Genomic DNA, 19,606 nt, shown 5'->3' on the forward strand with positions numbered 1-19,606 from the left:
CTCGTGTACGGATCCGAGGCTCCCGGCCCGGCCGCGGGCGATACTCGGGAAACGTCGGGGCCCGGGGAGGCGGCGGGTTCCCCATACCCGAGAGGTTCCACATGCAGCCCGACCCGCGGTTCGACCCGCAACCCGACACGGCCGTCGAAACACCCGTGGACGAGCACGCCGCCGGCGCGCCCGCCGATCGGCTCGTCGACCTCGTCGTCCGGGCCGGTTCCCTCGTCGACGGCAGCGGATCCCCCGCGTACGACGGCGACCTCGCGATCGACGGCGGGCGGATCGTCGCGCTCGGCGACATCGGCGCCATCACGGGACGTGACGAGATCGACGCGCGGGGCTGCGTGGTGTGTCCGGGCTTCGTCAACGTGCTGAGCCACGCCTACTTCACCCTCCAGCAGGACCCCCGTGGCCTGTCCGACCTGTACCAGGGCGTGACCACCCAGATCTTCGGCGAGGGCGTCTCGCTCGGCCCGGTGACCGGGGCGATGACCGAGTCCATGATCGAACTCATCGGCGCGCTCCCCGAGGGCGCCCGCGCCGCCTGGCCGCGCCTGCGCGACTTCCTGGCCCACCTCGAATCCACCGGTGTCGGCCAGAACGTCGCCAGTTTCGTCGGCGCCGACAACCTGCGGATGTCCGTCGCCGGCATCGAGGGCCGCCCGCTCGACGACGACGAACTCGCCCGTGCGTGCGCCCTGCTCGACGAGGAGTTGGCGGACGGCGCGCTCGGCGTCGGCTCGGCCCTGATCTACCCGCCGGGCACCTACGCCGACACCCGCGAACTCACCGCCTACGCCCGGGTGTTGGCCCGGCACGACGCGCTGTACATCTCGCACCTGCGCAACGAGGGCGACCGCCTCCTGGAGGCCGTCGACGAACTCCTCGCCATCGCCCGGGACTCCGGCGCGCGCGCCGAGATCTACCACCTCAAGACCGCCGGCCGGGACAACCGACCCAAGATGCGCCCGGTCCTGGAGCGGATCGAGTCCGCCCGGGCGGCCGGCATCGAGGTCACCGCCGACATCTACCCCTACGCCGCCGGCAGCACCCTGCTGGCCTCCGCCATCCCCCCGCCCTTCCACCTCGGCGGCGCCGACCGGCTACACGAGCGCCTGGGCAACCCCGCCGACCGCGCGACCATCACCGCCGCCATCCGCGACGGCGGCGACTGGGAAAGCCTGTGGCGGATGAGCGGCGGCGCCCCCGGCGTCGTGGTCCTGTCCCACCACCCGGAGATCGACGTCCCCGCCGGCTCCACCATCGCCGACATCGCCGAGGCCCGAGGCGACGCCGACCCGATCACCACCCTCCTCGACATCGTCCTGGCCGCTCCGCACGCCGACGCCGCCTACTTCATCGGCGACGAGGACAACACCCGCCTGGCGTTCGCCCACGACTGGGTCTCGGTCGGCTCGGACTCCGACGCCCCCGCCGCCGACGAACGTTTCGCCGACCACCCGGTCCACCCCCGAGCCTTCGGCACCTTCGCCCGCGTGCTCGGCCGCTACGCCCGCGACGAGGCGATCGTCACCCCGGAGGAGGCCATCCGCCGGATGACCTCCCTGCCCGCCACGAACCTGCGCCTGCGCGACCGCGGCCTCCTCACCCCCGGCGCGTACGCCGACGTCGCGGTCTTCCGACTCGCCGACGTCACCGACACCGCCACCTACGCCAACCCCAAGAGCTACGCCCGAGGCATGCGCCACGTCCTGATCAACGGCATCCCGACACTTCGCGACGGCACCCCCACCGGCGCCCTCCCCGGCCGGGCCCTGCGCCGCGACACCCCCTGACCCGAGCACCCTCGCCGTCGACGACAGCGCCACCGCCTCACCTCCGCACGCGCCGAAACCGCCCTGCGGAGAATTCCGGGGCCCGCAGGGCGGTGGCGCGGCGTCGGTCAGCCGGGGAAGACCGGCAGCAGCGGGGGATCGACGTCGATCGGCGTGTGGGGCACGACGATGGGGCCGGTGGGCGGGAGCACGTTCGGATGCACCGAGTTCAGACAGAGCTTCAGTTGGGTGAGGGCGAAGGGAACGCCACCCACGGTGGCGTTGACGTTGTACCACCAGAGGCACGTGCTCGTGGTCTGCGCCTGGTCCGGCTCGTTGCCGGCGGCGGCGTTCGCCGGTGTTCCGGTGGCGACCAGCAGGAGCGGTACGGTTGCCGCGACGGCTGCCGCGGACATGGCCAATCGGCGTATTCCCATGCGGAGTCGATCCTTGTCGGTAGTCGGATCAGTGCCACTTCGACGGCGTCCCGAGTTCGTCGGCACGCCCACCGGCATCCTCCCGGCAACCATCGGCGCGGCGGAATCCCATCTTCCTGGGAGACCCGAAGGCATGCACCGTGCCGTGCCGGCGGCGACGGCCGTGGTCCGCTCGTCCCGAGAGTGCGCGGATTGTCAAACGGGGATAGTCCCCGTATCGTGAACTCGCCCGCCCCCGAAGTGGTCTGCCCTCCGCGCATGTTCGGGCCGTCGAGGGATCCACCGGCACGCGGATCGACGTGCCCGGGGGCGGGTCCGAGAGCACGATCGCCGGGCCTGCCGAAGGGAACCAACGATGAGCGACGTACCGGATGTTCGTCTGTCCGTGCTGGACATCTCACCGGTGTTCGAGGGTTCGACCGCCACCGACGCGCTGCGCGAGACCATCGAACTGGCGCGCCGGGTCGAGGAGATGGACTACTACCGGTTCTGGGTGGCCGAACACCACGCGATGCGCAACATCGCCAGTTGTTCGCCGCCGGTGTTGATCGGCCGGATCGCCGACGCCACGACCCGGATGCGGGTGGGCGCGGGCGGGGTGATGCTCGCCAACCACGCGCCGCTGGTGGTGGCCGAGCAGTTCGGCACCCTGGAGGCGCTGCACCCGGGGCGGATCGATCTGGGCGTCGGCCGGGCGCCGGGCACCGATCCCGGCACGGCCCGCGCGCTGCGCCGGGTGGTCGCGCCGGGGGAGCAGGACGATTTCCCGCAGCGGCTGGTCGAGTTGATGAGCTACTTCGAGCCGGCCGCCTCGCCGGACTCCGCCGCCGTGCTCGCGGTGCCCGCGCAGGGTGCGCGGATGCCCACCTGGCTGCTGGGCACCAGCGGCTACAGCGCGCGGATGGCCGGCATGCTGGGCCTGCCGTTCGCGTTCGCGCACCACCTCGCCCCGGCCGGCGCGGCGGCGGCGCTGGATGTGTACCGGACCACCTTCCACCCCTCGCCGGAGCTGGAGCGGCCGTACGCGATCCTCGCGGCGATGGTGATCGCGGCGGACAGCGACGAGCGGGCGCGCTGGCTGGCCGGGCCGATGGCGCTGACCTCCCTGCTGCACCGCACCACGGGCATGCCGGGCCTGCATCCCACACCGGAACAGGCGGCGCGGCGCTCGTACACCGCCCAGGAGCGACGGTTCATCGAGGAGCGGCTGGACAATCACCTCGTCGGCGGCCCGGACACCATCCGTCGTCGGGTCGGCGAACTGGTCCGGGAGACCGGCGCGGACGAGTTGATGGCGCTCGGCCTGGTCCACGGTCTGCCCGAACGAATGCACTCCTTCCGTCTGTTGGCAGATGCGGTCCGGGTCGGCGAACCCGCCGCGGAGCGCACCGCCCGCTGAGCGAGCGACGTGGGTGTCCGCGCGAGCCGCCGCCGAGGCCCCGCACGCGCGCCGCACCCGTCGCCTGCGCGCCCGCCGCCGTCGCACCCGTCGCCTGCGCGAGCCCGCTCAGCGTGTGCGCAGCCCGTCGAAGAGCAGCGAGATGAGCTGGTCCGTCGGGTCGGTGCCGGTCGTGCTCATCTCGGCGGTCAGCGAGATCGCGTTGGCGAACCGCAGCAGCACCAACTCGTCGATGTCGCCGCGGATGGCCCCCTCCCGCTGTGCCCTGGCGAGCAGATGGGCCGCCGCCGACCGGATGGTGGCCCGACACCACGACGCCAACTCGGCGCTCTCGTCGCGCAGGGCGATCTCCAGCAGCCCCTTCAGGCCCTCGTAGACCCGCAGTCGCGACACCGCCAGGCGCAACCAGTCGGCCAGCGCCTCGACCGGGTCGCCGGACGGTGGCGCCGCCCACGCGTGGTCGCCCAACTGTTGGATCTCGTCCCGGTAGACCGTTTCGAGGAGCACCTCGCGGGTGGGGAAGTGGCGGTAGAGGGTCGCGTTGCCGACTCCGGCGCGCTTGGCGATGTCGTCGAGCGAGGTGCCCGCGCCGTTCTCGGCGAACGCCTCGCCGGCCGCGACGAGCAGCCGCTCGTAGTTGCGGCGGGCGTCGGCTCGCGTCGGCGGTTGTCGCGGACCGGTGGGTCCTGCGGGGTCTCCGGAGGTGACCGTCATGTGAACGTCCCTACTGCGTGACATCAGGGCGTCGCGTCGGCGCGCCCTGGGCCGCCGAGCAGGTGCCCATGATAGTCCCCGCCCTGCTCAGAGCCCTGATGCGGACGGCTCTTGAGAAAACGGGGACTATCCCTGTATTGTCGGAACGGCTAATCGGGGACAGTCCCTGGATAATCCGTCGTGACGCCGTCCGCGTGCGAGTGTGAAGTTCCCACGACCATCGGGACCCAGGCGTCGAGAGTCCGCGTAGGAGAGAAATGCCCGAGGACCACACCGACACCGTCGCCGACAGCCGTGCGCTGTCCGGTGAGACCGAACGTGCGGCGGCGGCGCCCGCGGCGCCGCACTCCGGAATCATCCTGGCGATCATCGCGGTGTGTTATCTGATGATCAGCGTCGATGCCACGGTGGTGAACATCGCACTGCCGAAGATCCAACAGGACCTCGGCTTCTCGCGCACCGGCCTGGCCTGGGTGATCAACGCCTACACCCTGGCGTTCGGCGGCCTGCTGCTGTTCGGCGGCCGGATCGGCGACATCCTGGGCAAGCGCCGCATGCTCGTCCTGGGCACGGTGGTCTTCACCGTTGCATCCCTGGTCGGCGGCCTGGCCCAGAACCCGGAGCTGCTGATCGCCGCCCGGGCCGTTCAGGGTGTGGGCGCCGCGCTGGCCGCGCCCAGCACCATGTCCCTGATCGTCACCAACTTTGCCGAGGGCGCCCCTCGGCACAAGGCGCTCAGCGTCTACTCGGCCACCGCCGGCGCCGGCGGATCGATCGGGCTGATCCTCGGCGGCGTGCTCACCGACTGGGCCTCGTGGCGCTGGGTGTTGTTCATCAACGTGCCGATCGGGCTGGCCGTCGCGCTGCTCGCCCCCCGATACATTCGTGAACCGGAGCACCGCAAGAGCAGGATCGACTACCTCGGCACGGTCACCTCGACCGTCGGCATGGTCGCCCTGGTGTACGCCTTCATCCGCGTCCCCGACGACGGCTGGGGCGACGCGACGACCATCGCGTCCTTCGTGCTGGCCGGGGTGTTGCTGGCCGCGTTCGTGGTGATCGAGACGAAGATCGACCCGCCGATCCTGCCGCTGCGGCTGTTCGCGCACCGCAACCGCTCCAGTGCCTATCTCAACGTGCTGCTGCTCACCGCGAGCATGCTCGGCATGTTCTTCTTCCTGAGCCAGTACATCCAGGACGTACTGGGCTTCAGCCCCGCCGAATCCGGCTGCGCCTTCCTGCCCATGACGCTCGGGATGTTCGCCACCGTGACCCAGGTGCCCAAGCTGCTCAAGCGGTTCGGCGCCAAGCTCTTGATGATCGTCGGCGCGGCGCTGATGACCGGCGCCTTCTTCTGGTTCACGCGGCTCACCGAGGACAGTTCCTTCTGGACCGGTGTGTTCGGACCGCTGCTGCTGTTCGGCATCGGGATGGGGCTGAGCTTCATGCCGATGAACGTCACGGTGATGGCCGGGGTCGAGCCCAGGGACGCGGGCGCCGCCTCCGGCGTGCTCCAGACCATGATGCAACTCGGCGGCGCACTCGGACTCGGCATCCTGGTCACGGTGTTCGGCACGGCGAGCAAGAACGCCGCGGACGGCGACCGGCACGGCGCCTCCCCCTCCGAGTGGACGCAGCACGTCTTCAGCGAGGGCATGCAAAGCGCGTTCCTGGCCGGTACCGCCTTCGTGGGCGCCGCCCTGCTGATCGCGATCTTCGTGATCAAGGGCCCGCCCAAGCCCAAGCCGTCGAGCTGATCGAGTCCCGGACGGGCCCTGCCCGGGGCCCGTCCGGGCGGGATGTCCGGCGTCGTTTCAGAGCGGTTTCAGAGCGGTTTCAGCGGCGCCCGATACACCCGTCACACCGGTCACACCGACACGACGAAGGAGTCCGGATGCGTTCCAAGATCGCACGAACGTCGATAGAGGCCACATACGTGCGTGCGGAGGAGAGTCGGCGCCCCGACCGCCTCTTCGACGACCCCTTCGCGCCGCTGTTCATCGCGGCGTCCGAGCAACACGAGAGCGACCCGGCCGAGGTCGAGGCCCGAGCCACCTGGAAGCAGATCCTCAGCTTCAACGTCATCGTGCGCACACGCTTCTTCGACGAATACCTGCTCGCGGCCACCGAGGCCGGGTGTCGGCAGGTCGTTCTGGTCGGCGCGGGTCTGGACGCCCGCGCCTACCGCCTGGACTGGCCGGCCGGCGTCCACCTGTACGAGATCGACCTCGGCGACCTGCTCGACTTCAAGAACGAGGTGTTGGACGCCGCCGACGCCCGACCGCGTTGCGCCCGCGACGTGTTGATGACGGACCTGCGCGACGACGACTGGCCCGCCCGACTGGTCGCGGGCGGGTTCGATCCCACCGTGCCGACGGCCTGGCTGGTCGAGGGCGTACTCGGCTACCTCACCGCGGACGAGGCGGCCCGACTGCTCGGCATGATCGGCGACCTGTCCGCGTCCGGCAGCCGGATGTCGTTCGAGCACGCCAACCTGGACAAGTCCGCGTTCCTCGCCGAGGCCAAGGCGGTGCCCGGACTGGCCGAGATCGCGGCCATGGCCAAGGGCGGTCTCGGTGAGGGCACGATGCCCTGGCTGGGCGAGAACGGCTGGGACGCCCGACTGCTGGACCGGGCCGACGTGGCCGCCTCCTACGGCCGCCAGGCGCAGGGGCGGTCCAATGGTGGCCTCCTGACCGCCGTGCGCCGGTAACTCACACCTACCCGCACGGCTCTCCCGAGTGTCCGGCCCCTACGGTTCCCCGTGCCGTGGGGTCGGACACTCGTCGTTCGTCCGACTCCCGCCACGGACACGGCGGCCAAACGGCCGCCGCGGTGAAGCTTCCGCGACGGCCGTCGACGGGCGCGGGTCACGCGCCCCGGTTTCACGTGGCGGAGTCCGCCAACGGCTCGGCCCGGGCGAACGCGTCGCCGACCCTGGGCAGCGCGGCGAGCAGCGATCGGGTGTACTCGTGCGTCGGCCGGTCGAAGACCTCTCGCGCGGTACCGGTCTCGACCACCTTCCCGTCGTGCATCACCAGCACCCGGTCGCTGAGATGGCGGATCACCCCCAGATCGTGCGAGATGAACAGCAGGGCCACCCCCAACTCCTGCCGGAGATCGCCCAGCAGGTCCAGAATCTGGGCCTGGACCGATACGTCCAGGGCCGAGACCGGTTCGTCGCACACGATCACGTCCGGCTCCGAGGCCAACGCCCGTGCGATGGCGACCCGTTGGCGCTGCCCGCCGGACAGTCGTCGGGGTCGGGCGTCGGCGAGCGCCGGGTCCAGGCCGACCAGGGTGAGCAGTTCGGCGATTCGGGCGCGGTGCCGGCGCACCTCCCGGCGTGCGGTGCCGCCCAGGCCCTCGGCGATCAGTCGCGCGACGGAGTACCGGGGGTCGAAGGAGGCGAGCGGCTCCTGTGGGACGAACTGGATCCGCCGGCGCAGCGGACGGCGATCGCGCTCGCGCCGATGCGACCACGGACTTCCGTGCAGGGTGACCTGCCCCTCGTCCGGTTCGAGCAGGCCCAGTACCAGTTGTGCGGTGGTGCTCTTGCCGGAGCCCGACTCGCCGACGATGCCGAGCGTCTCGCCCGCGCCCAGGGTGAACGAGACGTCGTCCACCGCGAGCCGTCGACTGCGGTCGGGGCCCGGGAAGGACTTCGACAGATGCGCGGCGGCCAGGACCGTCTTCCCGGCCGGCCGCCCCTCGGCCCGCGAGACCCGGTCGGCCGGTGTCCAGGGCGCGTCCAGGAGGCGGCAGCGCGCGGTGTGCGTATCGCCGATCGCCACCGGGACCGGCTCCTCGACCCGGCACGCGTCCTCGGCCAGGGGGCAGCGCGGCGCGTAGTGGCATCCCCGGGCGACCGGAGCGGCGACGTCGGCGCGGTGCTGCCCGGCGGACAACCGGATGTCCCGGTCCTGCCCGGCCGGGATCGCGGCGAGCAGGTGCCGCGTGTACGGGTGGCGCGGGTCGGTGAGCAGTTCGCGCGTGGGGCCCTCCTCGACGAACACCCCGTCGTACATCACCGCGACCCGGTCGGCGAGTCGGGCCACCACGGCCAGGTCGTGGCTGATGAGCAGGATGCCGGTGCCGGCGTCGCGCTTGGCGGCGAGCAGGTCGAGGATCCGCGCCTGCACGCCCACGTCCAGGGCCGTGGTCGGCTCGTCGGCGATCAGGATCGGCGGATCGGCGGCCATCGCGGCGGCGATCAGGGCACGTTGGCGCAGGCCGCCGGAGAGCTGGTGCGGATACTGCCGGGCCCGCAGCGCCGGTTCCGGGACGCGGGCGCGCTCCAGCAGCTCCACCACGCGCGGTACCGCCTCGGCCCGGCGGACCAGGTTGTGCACCCGCAGGGTTTCGCCGACCTCGGCACCGACGGTACGCACCGGGTCCAGCGCGGACAGCGCGTCCTGCAGCACCAGGCCCACGCGCAGGCCGCGGATCCGGCGCAACCGCTGTGCCGAGGCGGTGCGCAGATCCTCGCCGTCCACGCGCAGCCGGTCGGCCCGTACGTGCGCGCCGGGACCGGCGAGTCCGACCAGGGAGCGTGCGGTCACGCTCTTGCCCGAGCCGGACTCCCCGACGATCGCCAGCACTTCGCCGGCCCGCAGGTCGAAGTCGACACCGCGGACCGCGTCGACCCGACCGCGTCGGCCGTTCGGAAAGAACACGCGCAGGTCGCGCACACTGAGCAAGGGCTCACCACGATCAGTCGCCATCGGTGGACCTCCCGTCGAATCGTTGCCGCAGGCCGCGTCCCACCACGTTGATCGCGACGACGGTCACGCTGATCGCCAGCCCGGGAAAGACCGCCGTGGCCCAGGCCGAGCCGAGATAGTCGCGTCCCTCGGAGAGCATCGATCCCCATTCCGAGGACGAGTCCTTCGGTCCCAGGCCCAGGAAGCTGAGCGCGGAGCCCGCGAGGATCGCGGTGCCGATGTTGACGGTCGCCAGGACCAGCAGCGGCGGCATCGTGTTCGGGAGCAGGTGGGTGCGATAGGCACTCCAACGGCTGCGGCCGAAAACGATCGCCATGCGTACGTAGTCGGCCTCGCGCACCACCAGTGCCTGACCCCGGGCCAGCCGCACGAAGCCCGGCGTGAGCGAACAACTGATCGCCAACATCGCGTTGCCGGTGCCCGGGCCCAGCACGGCCACCAGGACCATGGCCAGGATCAGGCCGGGAAAGGCCAGGAAGACATCGGTGATCCGCATGATCAACTCGTCGGCCACCCGGCCCGCGGTCGCCGCCACGACCCCCAGGATCGAGCCGGCCGCGACCGCGATGACGGTGGCCCCGATGCCGATCTCCAGGGACGGTCGGGCGCCGTCGACGATGCGGCTGTAGATGTCGCGGCCCAGTTGGTCGGTGCCGAACCAGTGCTCGGCGCTGGGGCCCGACAGCGCCTGTACCGGCTCGATGGCGTCCGGCGCCCGCGTGGTCAACAGGTCCGGCCACAGCGCCGCGAGGGCGACGAAGGCCAGGACCACACCGGCCACGACGAGGCCGGGTCCGGGGCCGGCCGCGGTGCGCCGCCGGGCGGATGGCGGGACCGGAGCGGCTTCGATCGCCGCGATGCCTGCGCCGCTCATCGGCGGTCCATCCCTTCGAGTCCCACGGTGGATCCGGGCTTGCCGCAAAGGTGCCGGGCGCGCGCGAGGCGGGCCCGGGTGGGCGCGCTCACGCGGCTTCCGCCGAGGCACGCGGCGCGGGTACGTGCGGCCGGCCCCGGCGCAGGACCAACCGGGGGTCGGCGAGCGTGCCGAAGCCCTTGCGCGGATCGTCGTCGACCACGACCGCGTCCGCGTCCAGGCCGATCGCGATCCGGCCGATCCGCTCGGCCAGGCCGAGCGCTTCCGCCGCGTTCGTGGTGGCCATCTCCAGCACCGCCCTCGGCGGCAGTCCGGCCCGTACGTACCACTCCAGACCCTGCGCGTACCCCTCGAACGGAGCCTGGGCGATGCCCGCGTCGGTGCCCGCGATCAGCCGTACGCCCGCCTCGTACTGGCGGTGTACCAGATTCAGCCACGGGCGCAGGACGTCCGGGCCGAGCCGGCGCTCGACGTCGGTGAGCGTGGCACTGAACGTCGGACACACCGCCACACCGCGCTCGGCGATCTCCCGGATCAGCCGATCTTGGCGTTCGTGATCCTCGCCCAGGGCCGGTTCCGTGACGAACGAGCAGTGTTCGAGGGTGTGTACCCCCGCGGCCAGCGCCACCTCGATACCCGCGGTGCCGTGCGCGTGCGCGGCCACCCGGCGGCCGAAGCGGGCCGCCTCGGTGACGACCAGTGTCACCTCCTCGACCGAGAACTGCGCCTGCCAGGCGGGCGGTCCGCCCGCCGTCATGCTGCCGCCCGTGCTCATCACCTTGATCACGTCGGCGCCGTCGGCCACGTTGCGCCGCACCCGCTCGCGGATGCGGTCCGCGCCGTCGGCCGCGCCGCCCAGGAACCAGCAGTGTCCGCCGGTCACGGTGATCGGCGGCCCCGCGGTCAGCAGGCGCGGACCCGGCAGCGTGCCCGCCTCGATCGCGTCCCGCAGCCGCGCCGCCAGCCCGCCGCGATCACCCAGATCGCGCGCCGTGGTCACCCCCGCGTCGAGCAACCGCCGGGCCCGGCCCGCCATGTCCAGCAGCAGGTCGCGGTCGTCGGCCGCGCGCAACGCGGCGACGGGATCCTCGCTCGCGTCGAAGGCGAGGTGGACATGGCAGTCGATCAGACCGGGCAGCAGCGTCGCGCCGCCCAGGTCGAGTACGGGAGTGTCGGGCGCGGCCCGCTCCACGACCTCACGACGAGGGCCCACATCGGCGAAGACGCCGTCGCGCACGCGTACCGCGCCGTCCTCGATCACCTCGTCCGCCGGCCCGGTCAACACCAGCGCGGCGGTCAGGATCCGCTCGTCACTCACGTCCGTACCTCCCGTACCCGCGCGTCCACGATCGTGTACAGCCAGTCGGTGCCGATGCTGATCACCGCGAAGACTGCGGCCGAGAGCACCACCACGCCGCTGATCACCGGGAAGTCCCGGCTGTCGACGGCGGTCACCAGGAGTCGGCCCACCCCGGGGCGGTTGAAGACCGTCTCGATGGTCACCGCACCGGTGAGCAGCGTGCCCACGGTCCAGCCGGAGAGGGTGAGCAGCGGGATGAGCGCGTGCCGCAGGGCATGGCGCAACCGCACCGTGGTCTCGCCCGCGCCCCGGGCGCGCGAACTCAGCACGAACGGCTCGCGCAGGGCGCGTTCCATCTCCTCCCGCAACACCTGGGTGAACACGCCGACCAGGGTCAGCGCCAGGGTCAGCGCCGGGAGCACGAGTCCGCGCGCCCCGGTGCCGCCGACCGCCGGGAAGAGTTGCCAGTGGAAGGAGAAGACGGTCAGCAACAACACCCCGATCCAAAAACCGGGCACCGACGCCAGTACCAGTTCCACCGTCGAGGTCAGCCGGCGCCAAGCCGGCCGGCGGGCGGCGGTGGCCACCGCCACCGGTACCGCGATCACGATCGCCAGGAGGAAGCCCGCGAGCGACAGGGCCACCGTGGACCAGACCTGCGAGCGGATCAACTCCGTCACCGTTTCCTGGAGTTGGTACGACGTACCCAGGTCGCCGCGGGCCAATCGGCCCAGGAACAGCCCGTACTGCTCGTACAGCGGCCGGTCCAGGCCGGTGTCGTGGCGTACCCGCGCGACCAGTTCGGGGGTGCGCCCGCTCTGGCCGAGCATCGCCTGCACCGGATCGCCGGGCATCAGGTGCATCGCGGCGAACGCCGCCGTGGCCGCGCCCAGGACCACCATCACGCCGAGCACGATCCGGCGTACCAACCAGGCCAGTCGAGCGCTCATCGTCCCGCCCCCAGCCACGCGTCGTAGAACAGCGGGTAGGCGTCCGGCGCGAAACCCACGTCGTGCAGCTTTTTCGAGGTGCCGATCATCGCCTTCGGCACGTAGACCGGTATCGCCAGCGCGTGCGTGCGGATGTATTGCTGGGCCTGTTCGAAGGACTGCCTGCGGGCGGCCGTGTCGTTGTCGGTGGTCGCGTCCCGGAACCACCGGTCCAGCTGTGGATCGGCGACCCGGAACAGGTTGCCGCCACCCTTGTTCACGGTCTGGTCCGAGGCGAAGAAGTACCGCAGGATGTCCGGTTCGGATCGCACGAAGCTCATTGCGAACATGTCCAGTCCCTTGCCGGACGCCAGTTGGGTGTTCAGCGCGCCCGGCTCCTCCCGCTCGAAGCGCACGTCGAAGCCGACCCTGCGGGCGTCCGCCGCGATGCCCTGGCCGATGAACTCGCGCCCGTCGCGCGAGAGTTGCTTGGCATATGGCCACACGAGGGTGAGCCGTCGGCCGTCCTTGGTGCGGTAGCCCGCCGCGTCCCGGCCGGTCCACCCGGCCTCGTCGAGCAACCGGTTCGCCAGCTTGGGGTCGTACTTCCACGAGCCCTCGACCGTACGGTCGTAGGCCACGGTGGTCGGGCCGAGCACGCTCCAGGCCCGGTCGTACTGCCCGAAATGCAGGGCCTTGATCAACTGGTCCAGATTCAGGGAGCGTTGCAGCGCGATCCGCACCCGCTCGTCGACCAGCGGTCCGCTGCCGCTGTTCAGGAAGATGGTGTACACCGCGCCCGGTGCCGGATGACGCAGCAGCCGCAGCGCCTTGGCCACGGTGGTCGCGTTCACCGTGGGCACCTCGCCGATCGCGTCCACCTGACCGCTCATCAGCGAACCCAGCCGCACCGAGTTCTCCGGCACGAACGAGAAGGTGATGCCCTTCAGTTTCGCCATGCCGGTGTGCTTGGCATCGGGTGGGCCCCAGTTGTAGTCCGGGTTCCGCTTCAGCACGACACTGGTGTTCTTGCGCCACTCGACGAAGCCGAACGGACCGGAGCCCACCGGCTTCTGGCACAACCTGCCCGCGTTCTCGCGCATCGACTTCGGCGACTGGATACCGAGGTAGGGGGTGCTCAGCGCCTGGAGGAACGGACTGCTGGGGTGGGACAGACGCACCTCGATCACCAGCGGATCCACGATCGTGGCACCGGCGTAGGCGCCGACCAGACTGGCCGCGTAGAAGGACTTGGCCTTCGGATCCACCGCGTGGTCGAGAGTGGCCTTGACGGCCGCCGCGTCCAGCGGCGTGCCGTCCTGGAATCGCACGCCCGGGCGCAGTCGGAAAGTGTACGTGGTCCGGTCCTCGGAGATCGTCCAACTCTCGGCCAGCCAGGGACGGAAGGTGCCGTCCTCGGTCGCGCTGACGAGGGAGTCGAAGATGTTGCGATCGATGAGGGCGTCCACGTCGCGCCCGCCGACCTGCGGATCCAGGCATTCGGGTTCGGTCGCGGTCGCGTAGCGCAGCGTCTTGCCGGCACCCGCGACCGCGCCGCTCTCCTCCCGCGTGCCGGCGCAGGAGGAGAGGGCAAGACACAGACACGTCAGCGCGCAGATCATCCGCAACGTGCCGGTCAATCCAGGTGATCGCATCCGTGAGTCGATGGTCGTGCCTCCTCGCCCGGGGCCCGCCGGACTCTGGTGGGGGCGGGCGAGGACGACTCTCACGGGGTGCGCTTAAAGGATCCTTAACGCCGGGTTTACCGGGTTCAGGCGGCCGTACGGCCGGCGAGTTCGGCCCGCAGATAACGTCCGAACGCGGCCGGGGAAGGGTGGTCGTAGGGCGCGGTCGCGGGCAGGTCCAGGCCGGTGGCGGCGCTGAGTTGGTTGCGCAGTTGCAGCGCGGTGAACGAGGACATGCCCAGATCGAGCAGGCTTGCCGTCGGGTCCACCGCCGCGGGCGAGTCGTGGCCCAGGATGGCGGCCGCATGCTCGGTGATCAGATCCGTCAGCACCTTCTCCTCCTCGTCCGCGGACAGCGCCGCCAACCGCTCGCGCAGCCGCTCGGCGGCATCCGGATCCACCACCGAGGCGAGTGCGGGCGCGGGGCCCGCGTGGGAGCGAGCGACCTCCGGCAGATCGCGCACCAGCGCACCGGGCGAGGCGAGCGCCGACCACGGCACGTCGGCGATCACCAACGACACGTCGCCGTCCGTCGAGGCCGCGGCGCCGAACAGGGCCGGGAAGACCAGATCCGCCACGACCGCGTGGTTCGCGTCGCCCGCCCCGAACTCGTGCGTGCTCTCCGTCCACGGCCCCCAGCACGCCGCGACCGCGGGCAGACCGGCGGCCCGCCGCTGCCGGGCCAGGGAGTCGAACAGGGCGGGAACGGCCGTGTCGGCCGCCGGAGCCGGGGCCGGCAGCGCCGCAGCGCCGGGCGAGATCAGTACGAAGGCGGCGGGCCCGCCATCGCGCGTCAAGGCGTCGAGCACCACGGCCGGGGCCGCCTCGCGTACGTTCGCGGCCACGCAGACGAGCAGCGTGAGCGGACGGTCGGCCGACCCGGCGGCCACCAACGCGGCGAGCGCGTCCGCGTCGTCGAGGTCGCAGTCCACGACCGTGACCCCGTCCGGCAGGTCCCGGACCACGGCCCGGGCGCCGGGACCGGCCAACACCACCCGCTCGCGGCCGTCGCGCACGAGCCGACGCGCCGCGGCCAGGGCCAGCGGATCGGTACCGACGACCAGCGCCGCCCCCTCGCCCGACGCCTCGCCCGCCTCGACCGCCGTGTGCCACCAGCGACGCACGAAGACCCCGTCGGCGCGCACCGCGACCTCGTTTTCCGCACCGGGTTCGGCCAGCAGCGCCGCGAGCCGCCCGGCGGCCCGCTCGTCCACCACCTCGCCCAGGTCCACCAGACCCCCGCCGCGCAGCCGATCCCGCAGCCCCCACAACGCCGCGTCGGCCGGCCGCCGCGGCGGATCGGCCGGGCCGACCGACACCGCGCCCCGCGTCGCCACCCACACCGGCGCCCCGACCCCCACCGCGGGCAACGCCGCCAACAGCGCGAGGGTGCGCTCTGCGGCGGCGCCCAACTCGGCCGACCCGGCCGCGAACCACAACACCCCGTCGATGCCCGCCGCGTCCGGCACCGCCTGCGCCACCGCGTCCGCGACATCGCCGCCGGGCGCGAGCAGCACCCGCGACACCCGGCGCAGCCCGGCCGACGACAGCGCCGCGATGTCGGCGACCGCGCCCGCGTCACCCTCCTCGGCCACCGCCAACCAACGCCCCGACGACGGTGATTCGCCGCTCTCCTCGCTCTCGCCCGGCAACGGCTTCCATCCCGAGCGATACCACCACCGCCGGCTGCGGCGCAGCGTCGACAACGCCGGCAACAACTCGCGCAACGCCCGCTCCTGCGCGCCGCGCAGGCCCAGCTCGGCCGCGGACACGGCGACGTCGCCCTCCTCGACCGCCGCCCAGAACCGGGCCTCGGCACCACCGGTGCGCTGTTCGGGCGCGGTCTGCTCGGCCGTCTGCTCCAGCCAGTAGCGGCTGCGCTGGAACGCGTAGGTGGGCAGCGAAACCTCGCGCCCGCCCCCCGCCGGCGCGACGTCGGCGAACCACCGTCGCCAGTCCACCGCGACACCGCGGATGTGCGCCTGCGCCAGCGCCCCCGCCACCGTCGTCGGCTCCGGCCGGTCCCGGCGCAACAACGGGGCGACCACCGCCGCGTCGCGCTCCGCGGCCAAGGACTCCTGAGCCATCGGGGTGAGCGTCGCGTCGGGCCCCAACTCCAGATAGGTACCGACGCCCTGCCCACTCAACCAGCGCACCCCCTCGTGGAAGCGCACCGTGCCGCGCACATGGCGGACCCAGTACTCCGGCGAGGCCAACTCCCGTGCCGTGGCCGGCACTCCCGTCTCGTTCGAGACGATCGGCAACCTCGGCGCGGCGAAGCGGAGCCCGCGGGCCACCTCGCGGAAGTCGGCCAGCATGGCGTCCATGTGCGGCGAGTGGAAGGCGTGGCTGACCCGCAATGTGCGCGCCTTGTGCCCGAGATGACGCCAGCGCGCGGCCACCGCCGCGACCGCGTCCGCGTCCCCGGAGATCACCGTCGACGTCGGCCCGTTCACCGCCGCGATCGCCACCCGCTCCTCGTAGCCCGCCAGCAGCGGCGACACATCACGCTCGCCCGCCCGCAACGAGGCCATCGCCCCATCACCGGGCAGCGCCTGCATCAACCGACCGCGCGCGGCGACGAGCGCGCACGCGTCGGGCAGCGTCAGCACCCCTGCGGCGTGTGCGGCGGCCAACTCGCCGATGGAGTGACCGATCAGGTAGTCGGGCTCGACCCCGTAGTGCTCCAGAAGCCGGAACAGCGCGATCTCCACCGCGAACAAAGCCGCCTGGGTGTACCCGGTGCGATCCAACAGCGCCGCGTCGGCCGACCCGGCCTCGGCCGCCAACAGACCCGCCAACGGCCGGTCCAGGTGCCGGTCCAACTCCGCGCACACCTCGTCCAGCGCCGTGCGAAAGGCCGGGAACACCGAGCCCAGTTCGGCGCCCATCCCGGCCCGCTGGCTGCCCTGGCCGGTGAACATGAACGCGGTGGACCCGCGCGCCGCCCGACCCACGAGCAGCCCGGGCGCCACACCGCCGTCGGCCAGCACGGCCAACGCCCGCAGCCGGCCCGCGGCGTCCGGCGCGACCACCGCCGCACGATGCTCGAAGGCGGTCCGGGTGGTGGCCAGCGCCCTGCCCACGTCCACGGCCCCCGGCTCCGGCGCGGTCGAGACCGCCGCGTGCAGCCGGCGCGCCTGGTCCCGCAACGCCTGCGCGCTCCGGGCCGACAACAGCCACGGCGCCGGCCCCTCCGGGGCGTGCGCACGCGGCCCGTCCCCGCCCGACGGCGTGGCCGGGGTGTCCGGCGGGGCCTGTTCGAGCACCAGGTGCGCGTTCGTCCCGCTGATCCCGAACGAGGACACCGCCGCCCGGCGCGGCCGCTCCAGGGCCGGCCACGGCACCTCCCGTGCCAACAGCGACACGGCCCCCGCGTCCCAGTCGATGTGCGGCGAGGGCTCGTCCACGTGCAACGTGCGCGGCAGCACACCGTGCCGCAGCGCCTGCACCATCTTGATCACGCCCGCCACCCCGGCCGCCGCCTGGGTGTGTCCGATGTTCGACTTGATCGAGCCCAGCCACACCGGCCGCCCCTCGGGGCGATCCCGACCGTAGGTGGCGATGATCGCCTGCGCCTCCACCGGGTCGCCCAACGACGTCCCGGTGCCGTGCGCCTCCACCACGTCCACCTCGGCCGGCGACAACCGCGCATTGGCCAACGCCTGCCGGATCAGCCGCTCCTGCGCCGGACCGTTGGGCGCGGACAGGCCGTTGCTCGCCCCGTCCTGATTGACCGCCGAGCCGCGCAGCAGTGCCAGTACCGGATGGCCGTTGCGCCGCGCGTCACCGAGGCGCTCCAACAGCACGAGCCCGACGCCCTCGGCGAATCCGGTGCCGTCCGCCGCCCCGAACGACTTGCACCGGCCGTCCGCCGACAACCCTCGCTGCCGGCTGAACTCCACGAACAGCGCGGGCGTGGCCATCAGGGTCACCCCGCCGGCCAGCGCCAGCGAGCAATCGCCGTGCCGCAGTGCCTGCGCCGCGACGTGCAGACTCACCAGCGACGACGAGCAGGCGGTGTCCACGGTCACCGCCGGCCCCTGGAGCCCGAGGGAGTAGGCCACGCGTCCGGACGCTACGCTGCCGGCGCTGCCATTGCCCACCAGCCCCTCGAACTCCGCCGGCATCCGGTGCAGCCGCGAGGCGTAGTCGTCGTACATCACCCCGACGAACACCCCGGTCGGGGTTTCCCGCAACGTCGTCGGGTCGATCCCCGCGCGCTCGAACGTCTCCCACGCCACCTCCAACAACTGCCGCTGCTGCGGGTCGGTGGCCAGTGCCTCGCGCGGGCTGATCCCGAAGAACCCCGCGTCGAAGCGGTCGGCGTCGTACAGGAACCCGCCCTGCCGGGTGTACGCGGTACCGGGATGGTCCGGGTCCGGGTGATAGAGCGCATCCAGGTCCCAGCCCCGGTTGTCGGGGAACCACCCGATCGCGTCCCGCCCGTCGGCGACCAGTCGCCACAGGTCCTCCGGATCGCGCACGCCTCCCGGGTAGCGGCAGCCCATCGCCACGATCGCGATCGGCTCCTCGGCCCGGGCCTCCAGATCGCGCAGCCGCTGCTGCGCGCGACTCAACTTGGCGGTCACCCGCTTGAGATACTCGACGAGCCTGGCCTCGTCCGGCGTGTTCGCCACCATCAGCCGTTCACCCTTTCCGCGACCCTGCCCTGCTCCTTGAAGCGGTTGCGTGTGCGCGCCACGCGCCACAGCGTGCCGAGCACGGCGCGCTGCGGGCCTCGCCGACCGCTCATCCGGAGCAGGTTCAGCAGGATCCACAACCGCGTCTCGACCACGTGGTCCGGCGAGCCGTGCACGTCGTCGTTGCCGATCAGCGTGAGCCGCCGGACGTGCTCGCGGATCGCCTCCGCGTCGCCGGGCGGGATGATCTCGTCACGCAGACTGGTCATGTAGGCGACCGGAATGTCCAGGGCCGCCAACTCGTTCTTGCCCAGGCCCCATTCGCTCATGTGCGCACCCACCTCGTCGGGCGCGACCCGCGCCAGGTGGGCCAGGGTGTCCCGGGTCACCCGGGGCACCCGTCGTCGCCATTGCGCGTCGGAGAAGAAGTGCTCGATCGGCGCCCCGGCGGTGATCACGCCCTTGATCCGGTCGTCGTGCGTCGCCGCACGCAACGCGAGATGCCCGCTGAAGCTCAACGCCACCGCGTACACCGACTCCACCGGTGCGTGCCGGGCCACCGCGTCCAGTACCGAGGGGAACATCCGCCAACTGTCCGCGTCGTAGCGCAGCCCGTTCTCGCCCACGCCGGGCATCTCGGTGACCACACCGGCCATTCCGAGCCGCTTCGCCTGGGCCAGGACCGGGGCCCACTGCTCCTTGACGCTGACGATCCCGCCCGTCACCAACAGGATCGGACGAGCCCTGGTCGGCGACAGATTGGCCGTCCAGCAGCGCAACGGCCCGTCGGGCGATTCCACGAGCAACGGCTCGATGTCGCCCTGGGTCCGGCGCCACAGATCGAACGCGGCCACACAACGATCGAGGGCGTGCTGCCGGTCCGGCCCGTCCACGAACGGGAAGCGGGCCATGTTGTAGTGCCGACAGGCGTCGAGCGGACGGCCCTTCGCCTCCAACTCCCGCGCCGCGTCGCTCCATGCCCGGACCCACGAGCCCTCGGTGTCGCCGCGGTCGTGGGTCACGTTCGCGACGATCTCGCGATAGCGCGCGGTCGGGATGTTCTGGGACCTGGCGTGGATCTCCACGAATTGCTTCAGCTCGTCGATGTCGTTCATGCGGGACGCCT

13 protein-coding genes are annotated in these 19,606 nt (G+C 72.2%); 4 read left to right on the forward strand and 9 right to left on the reverse strand.

Annotated features, from left to right (window positions below; all coding sequences use genetic code 11):
• The first annotated feature begins 101 nt into the window (after positions 1-101).
• On the forward strand, positions 102-1,796 hold the full coding sequence (locus ACFXKZ_RS19025; RefSeq protein WP_380001841.1) for an amidohydrolase family protein: 1,695 nt from the start codon (positions 102-104) through the stop codon (positions 1,794-1,796).
• A 107-nt stretch (positions 1,797-1,903) separates the two neighbouring features.
• Here the strand turns inward: ACFXKZ_RS19025 and ACFXKZ_RS19030 are convergent, their stop codons facing one another.
• The gene (locus ACFXKZ_RS19030) at positions 1,904-2,212 is read right to left on the reverse strand and encodes a hypothetical protein (protein WP_380001843.1); all 309 of its coding nucleotides are present in this window, start codon (positions 2,210-2,212) and stop codon (positions 1,904-1,906) included.
• Between the two features lie 355 nt (positions 2,213-2,567).
• Here ACFXKZ_RS19030 and ACFXKZ_RS19035 point away from each other — a divergent pair, with 355 nt between their 5' ends.
• Positions 2,568-3,611, forward strand: a complete 1,044-nt coding sequence (locus tag ACFXKZ_RS19035) for an LLM class flavin-dependent oxidoreductase (RefSeq protein WP_380001845.1) — start codon at positions 2,568-2,570, stop codon at positions 3,609-3,611.
• A 108-nt stretch (positions 3,612-3,719) separates the two neighbouring features.
• On the opposite strand, the gene ACFXKZ_RS19040 is transcribed toward ACFXKZ_RS19035, so the two are convergent.
• Positions 3,720-4,325 (reverse strand): TetR/AcrR family transcriptional regulator, encoded by a 606-nt coding sequence (locus ACFXKZ_RS19040; protein WP_380001847.1) that lies wholly within the window; start codon positions 4,323-4,325, stop codon positions 3,720-3,722.
• Positions 4,326-4,582: 257 nt separating this feature from the next.
• Here ACFXKZ_RS19040 and ACFXKZ_RS19045 point away from each other — a divergent pair, with 257 nt between their 5' ends.
• Positions 4,583-6,082 (forward strand): MFS transporter, encoded by a 1,500-nt coding sequence (locus ACFXKZ_RS19045; protein ID WP_380001849.1) that lies wholly within the window; start codon positions 4,583-4,585, stop codon positions 6,080-6,082.
• A 137-nt stretch (positions 6,083-6,219) separates the two neighbouring features.
• A complete protein-coding gene (locus tag ACFXKZ_RS19050; RefSeq protein ID WP_380001851.1) occupies positions 6,220-7,038 on the forward strand; it encodes an SAM-dependent methyltransferase in 819 nt (272 codons plus the stop codon).
• 172 nt (positions 7,039-7,210) lie between these two features.
• On the opposite strand, the gene ACFXKZ_RS19055 is transcribed toward ACFXKZ_RS19050, so the two are convergent.
• From ACFXKZ_RS19055 to ACFXKZ_RS19085, 7 genes are all read right to left on the reverse strand, one after another.
• On the reverse strand, positions 7,211-9,049 hold the full coding sequence (locus ACFXKZ_RS19055; protein ID WP_380001853.1) for a dipeptide ABC transporter ATP-binding protein: 1,839 nt from the start codon (positions 9,047-9,049) through the stop codon (positions 7,211-7,213).
• Positions 9,039-9,923, reverse strand: coding sequence for an ABC transporter permease (locus ACFXKZ_RS19060; protein ID WP_380001855.1), 885 nt, complete (start codon positions 9,921-9,923; stop codon positions 9,039-9,041). Before ACFXKZ_RS19060 ends, ACFXKZ_RS19055 begins: the two co-directional genes overlap by 11 nt.
• A gap of 88 nt (positions 9,924-10,011) precedes the next feature.
• A complete protein-coding gene (locus tag ACFXKZ_RS19065; protein WP_380001857.1) occupies positions 10,012-11,241 on the reverse strand; it encodes an amidohydrolase family protein in 1,230 nt (409 codons plus the stop codon).
• Positions 11,238-12,173 carry an ABC transporter permease gene (locus ACFXKZ_RS19070; RefSeq protein WP_380001859.1) on the reverse strand — a complete coding sequence of 312 codons (936 nt, stop codon included), beginning with the start codon at positions 12,171-12,173 and terminating at the stop codon, positions 11,238-11,240. Before ACFXKZ_RS19070 ends, ACFXKZ_RS19065 begins: the two co-directional genes overlap by 4 nt.
• Entirely contained in the window at positions 12,170-13,807 is a 1,638-nt protein-coding gene (locus ACFXKZ_RS19075; RefSeq protein WP_380001861.1) for an ABC transporter substrate-binding protein, read from the reverse strand. The genes ACFXKZ_RS19070 and ACFXKZ_RS19075 overlap by 4 nt, the downstream gene beginning before the upstream one ends.
• A 116-nt stretch (positions 13,808-13,923) precedes the next feature.
• Complete coding sequence (locus tag ACFXKZ_RS19080) at positions 13,924-18,477, reverse strand: type I polyketide synthase (protein WP_380002071.1); 4,554 nt, start codon at positions 18,475-18,477, stop codon at positions 13,924-13,926.
• Between the two features lie 2 nt (positions 18,478-18,479).
• Positions 18,480-19,595: an alpha/beta fold hydrolase gene (locus ACFXKZ_RS19085; RefSeq protein WP_380001863.1), complete on the reverse strand. Its 1,116-nt coding sequence runs from the start codon at positions 19,593-19,595 to the stop codon at positions 18,480-18,482.
• Positions 19,596-19,606 lie beyond the last annotated feature (11 nt).

The organism is Embleya sp. NPDC059237, assembly GCF_042754105.1.
In the GTDB taxonomy this organism is placed as follows: Bacteria; Actinomycetota; Actinomycetes; order Streptomycetales; family Streptomycetaceae; genus Embleya.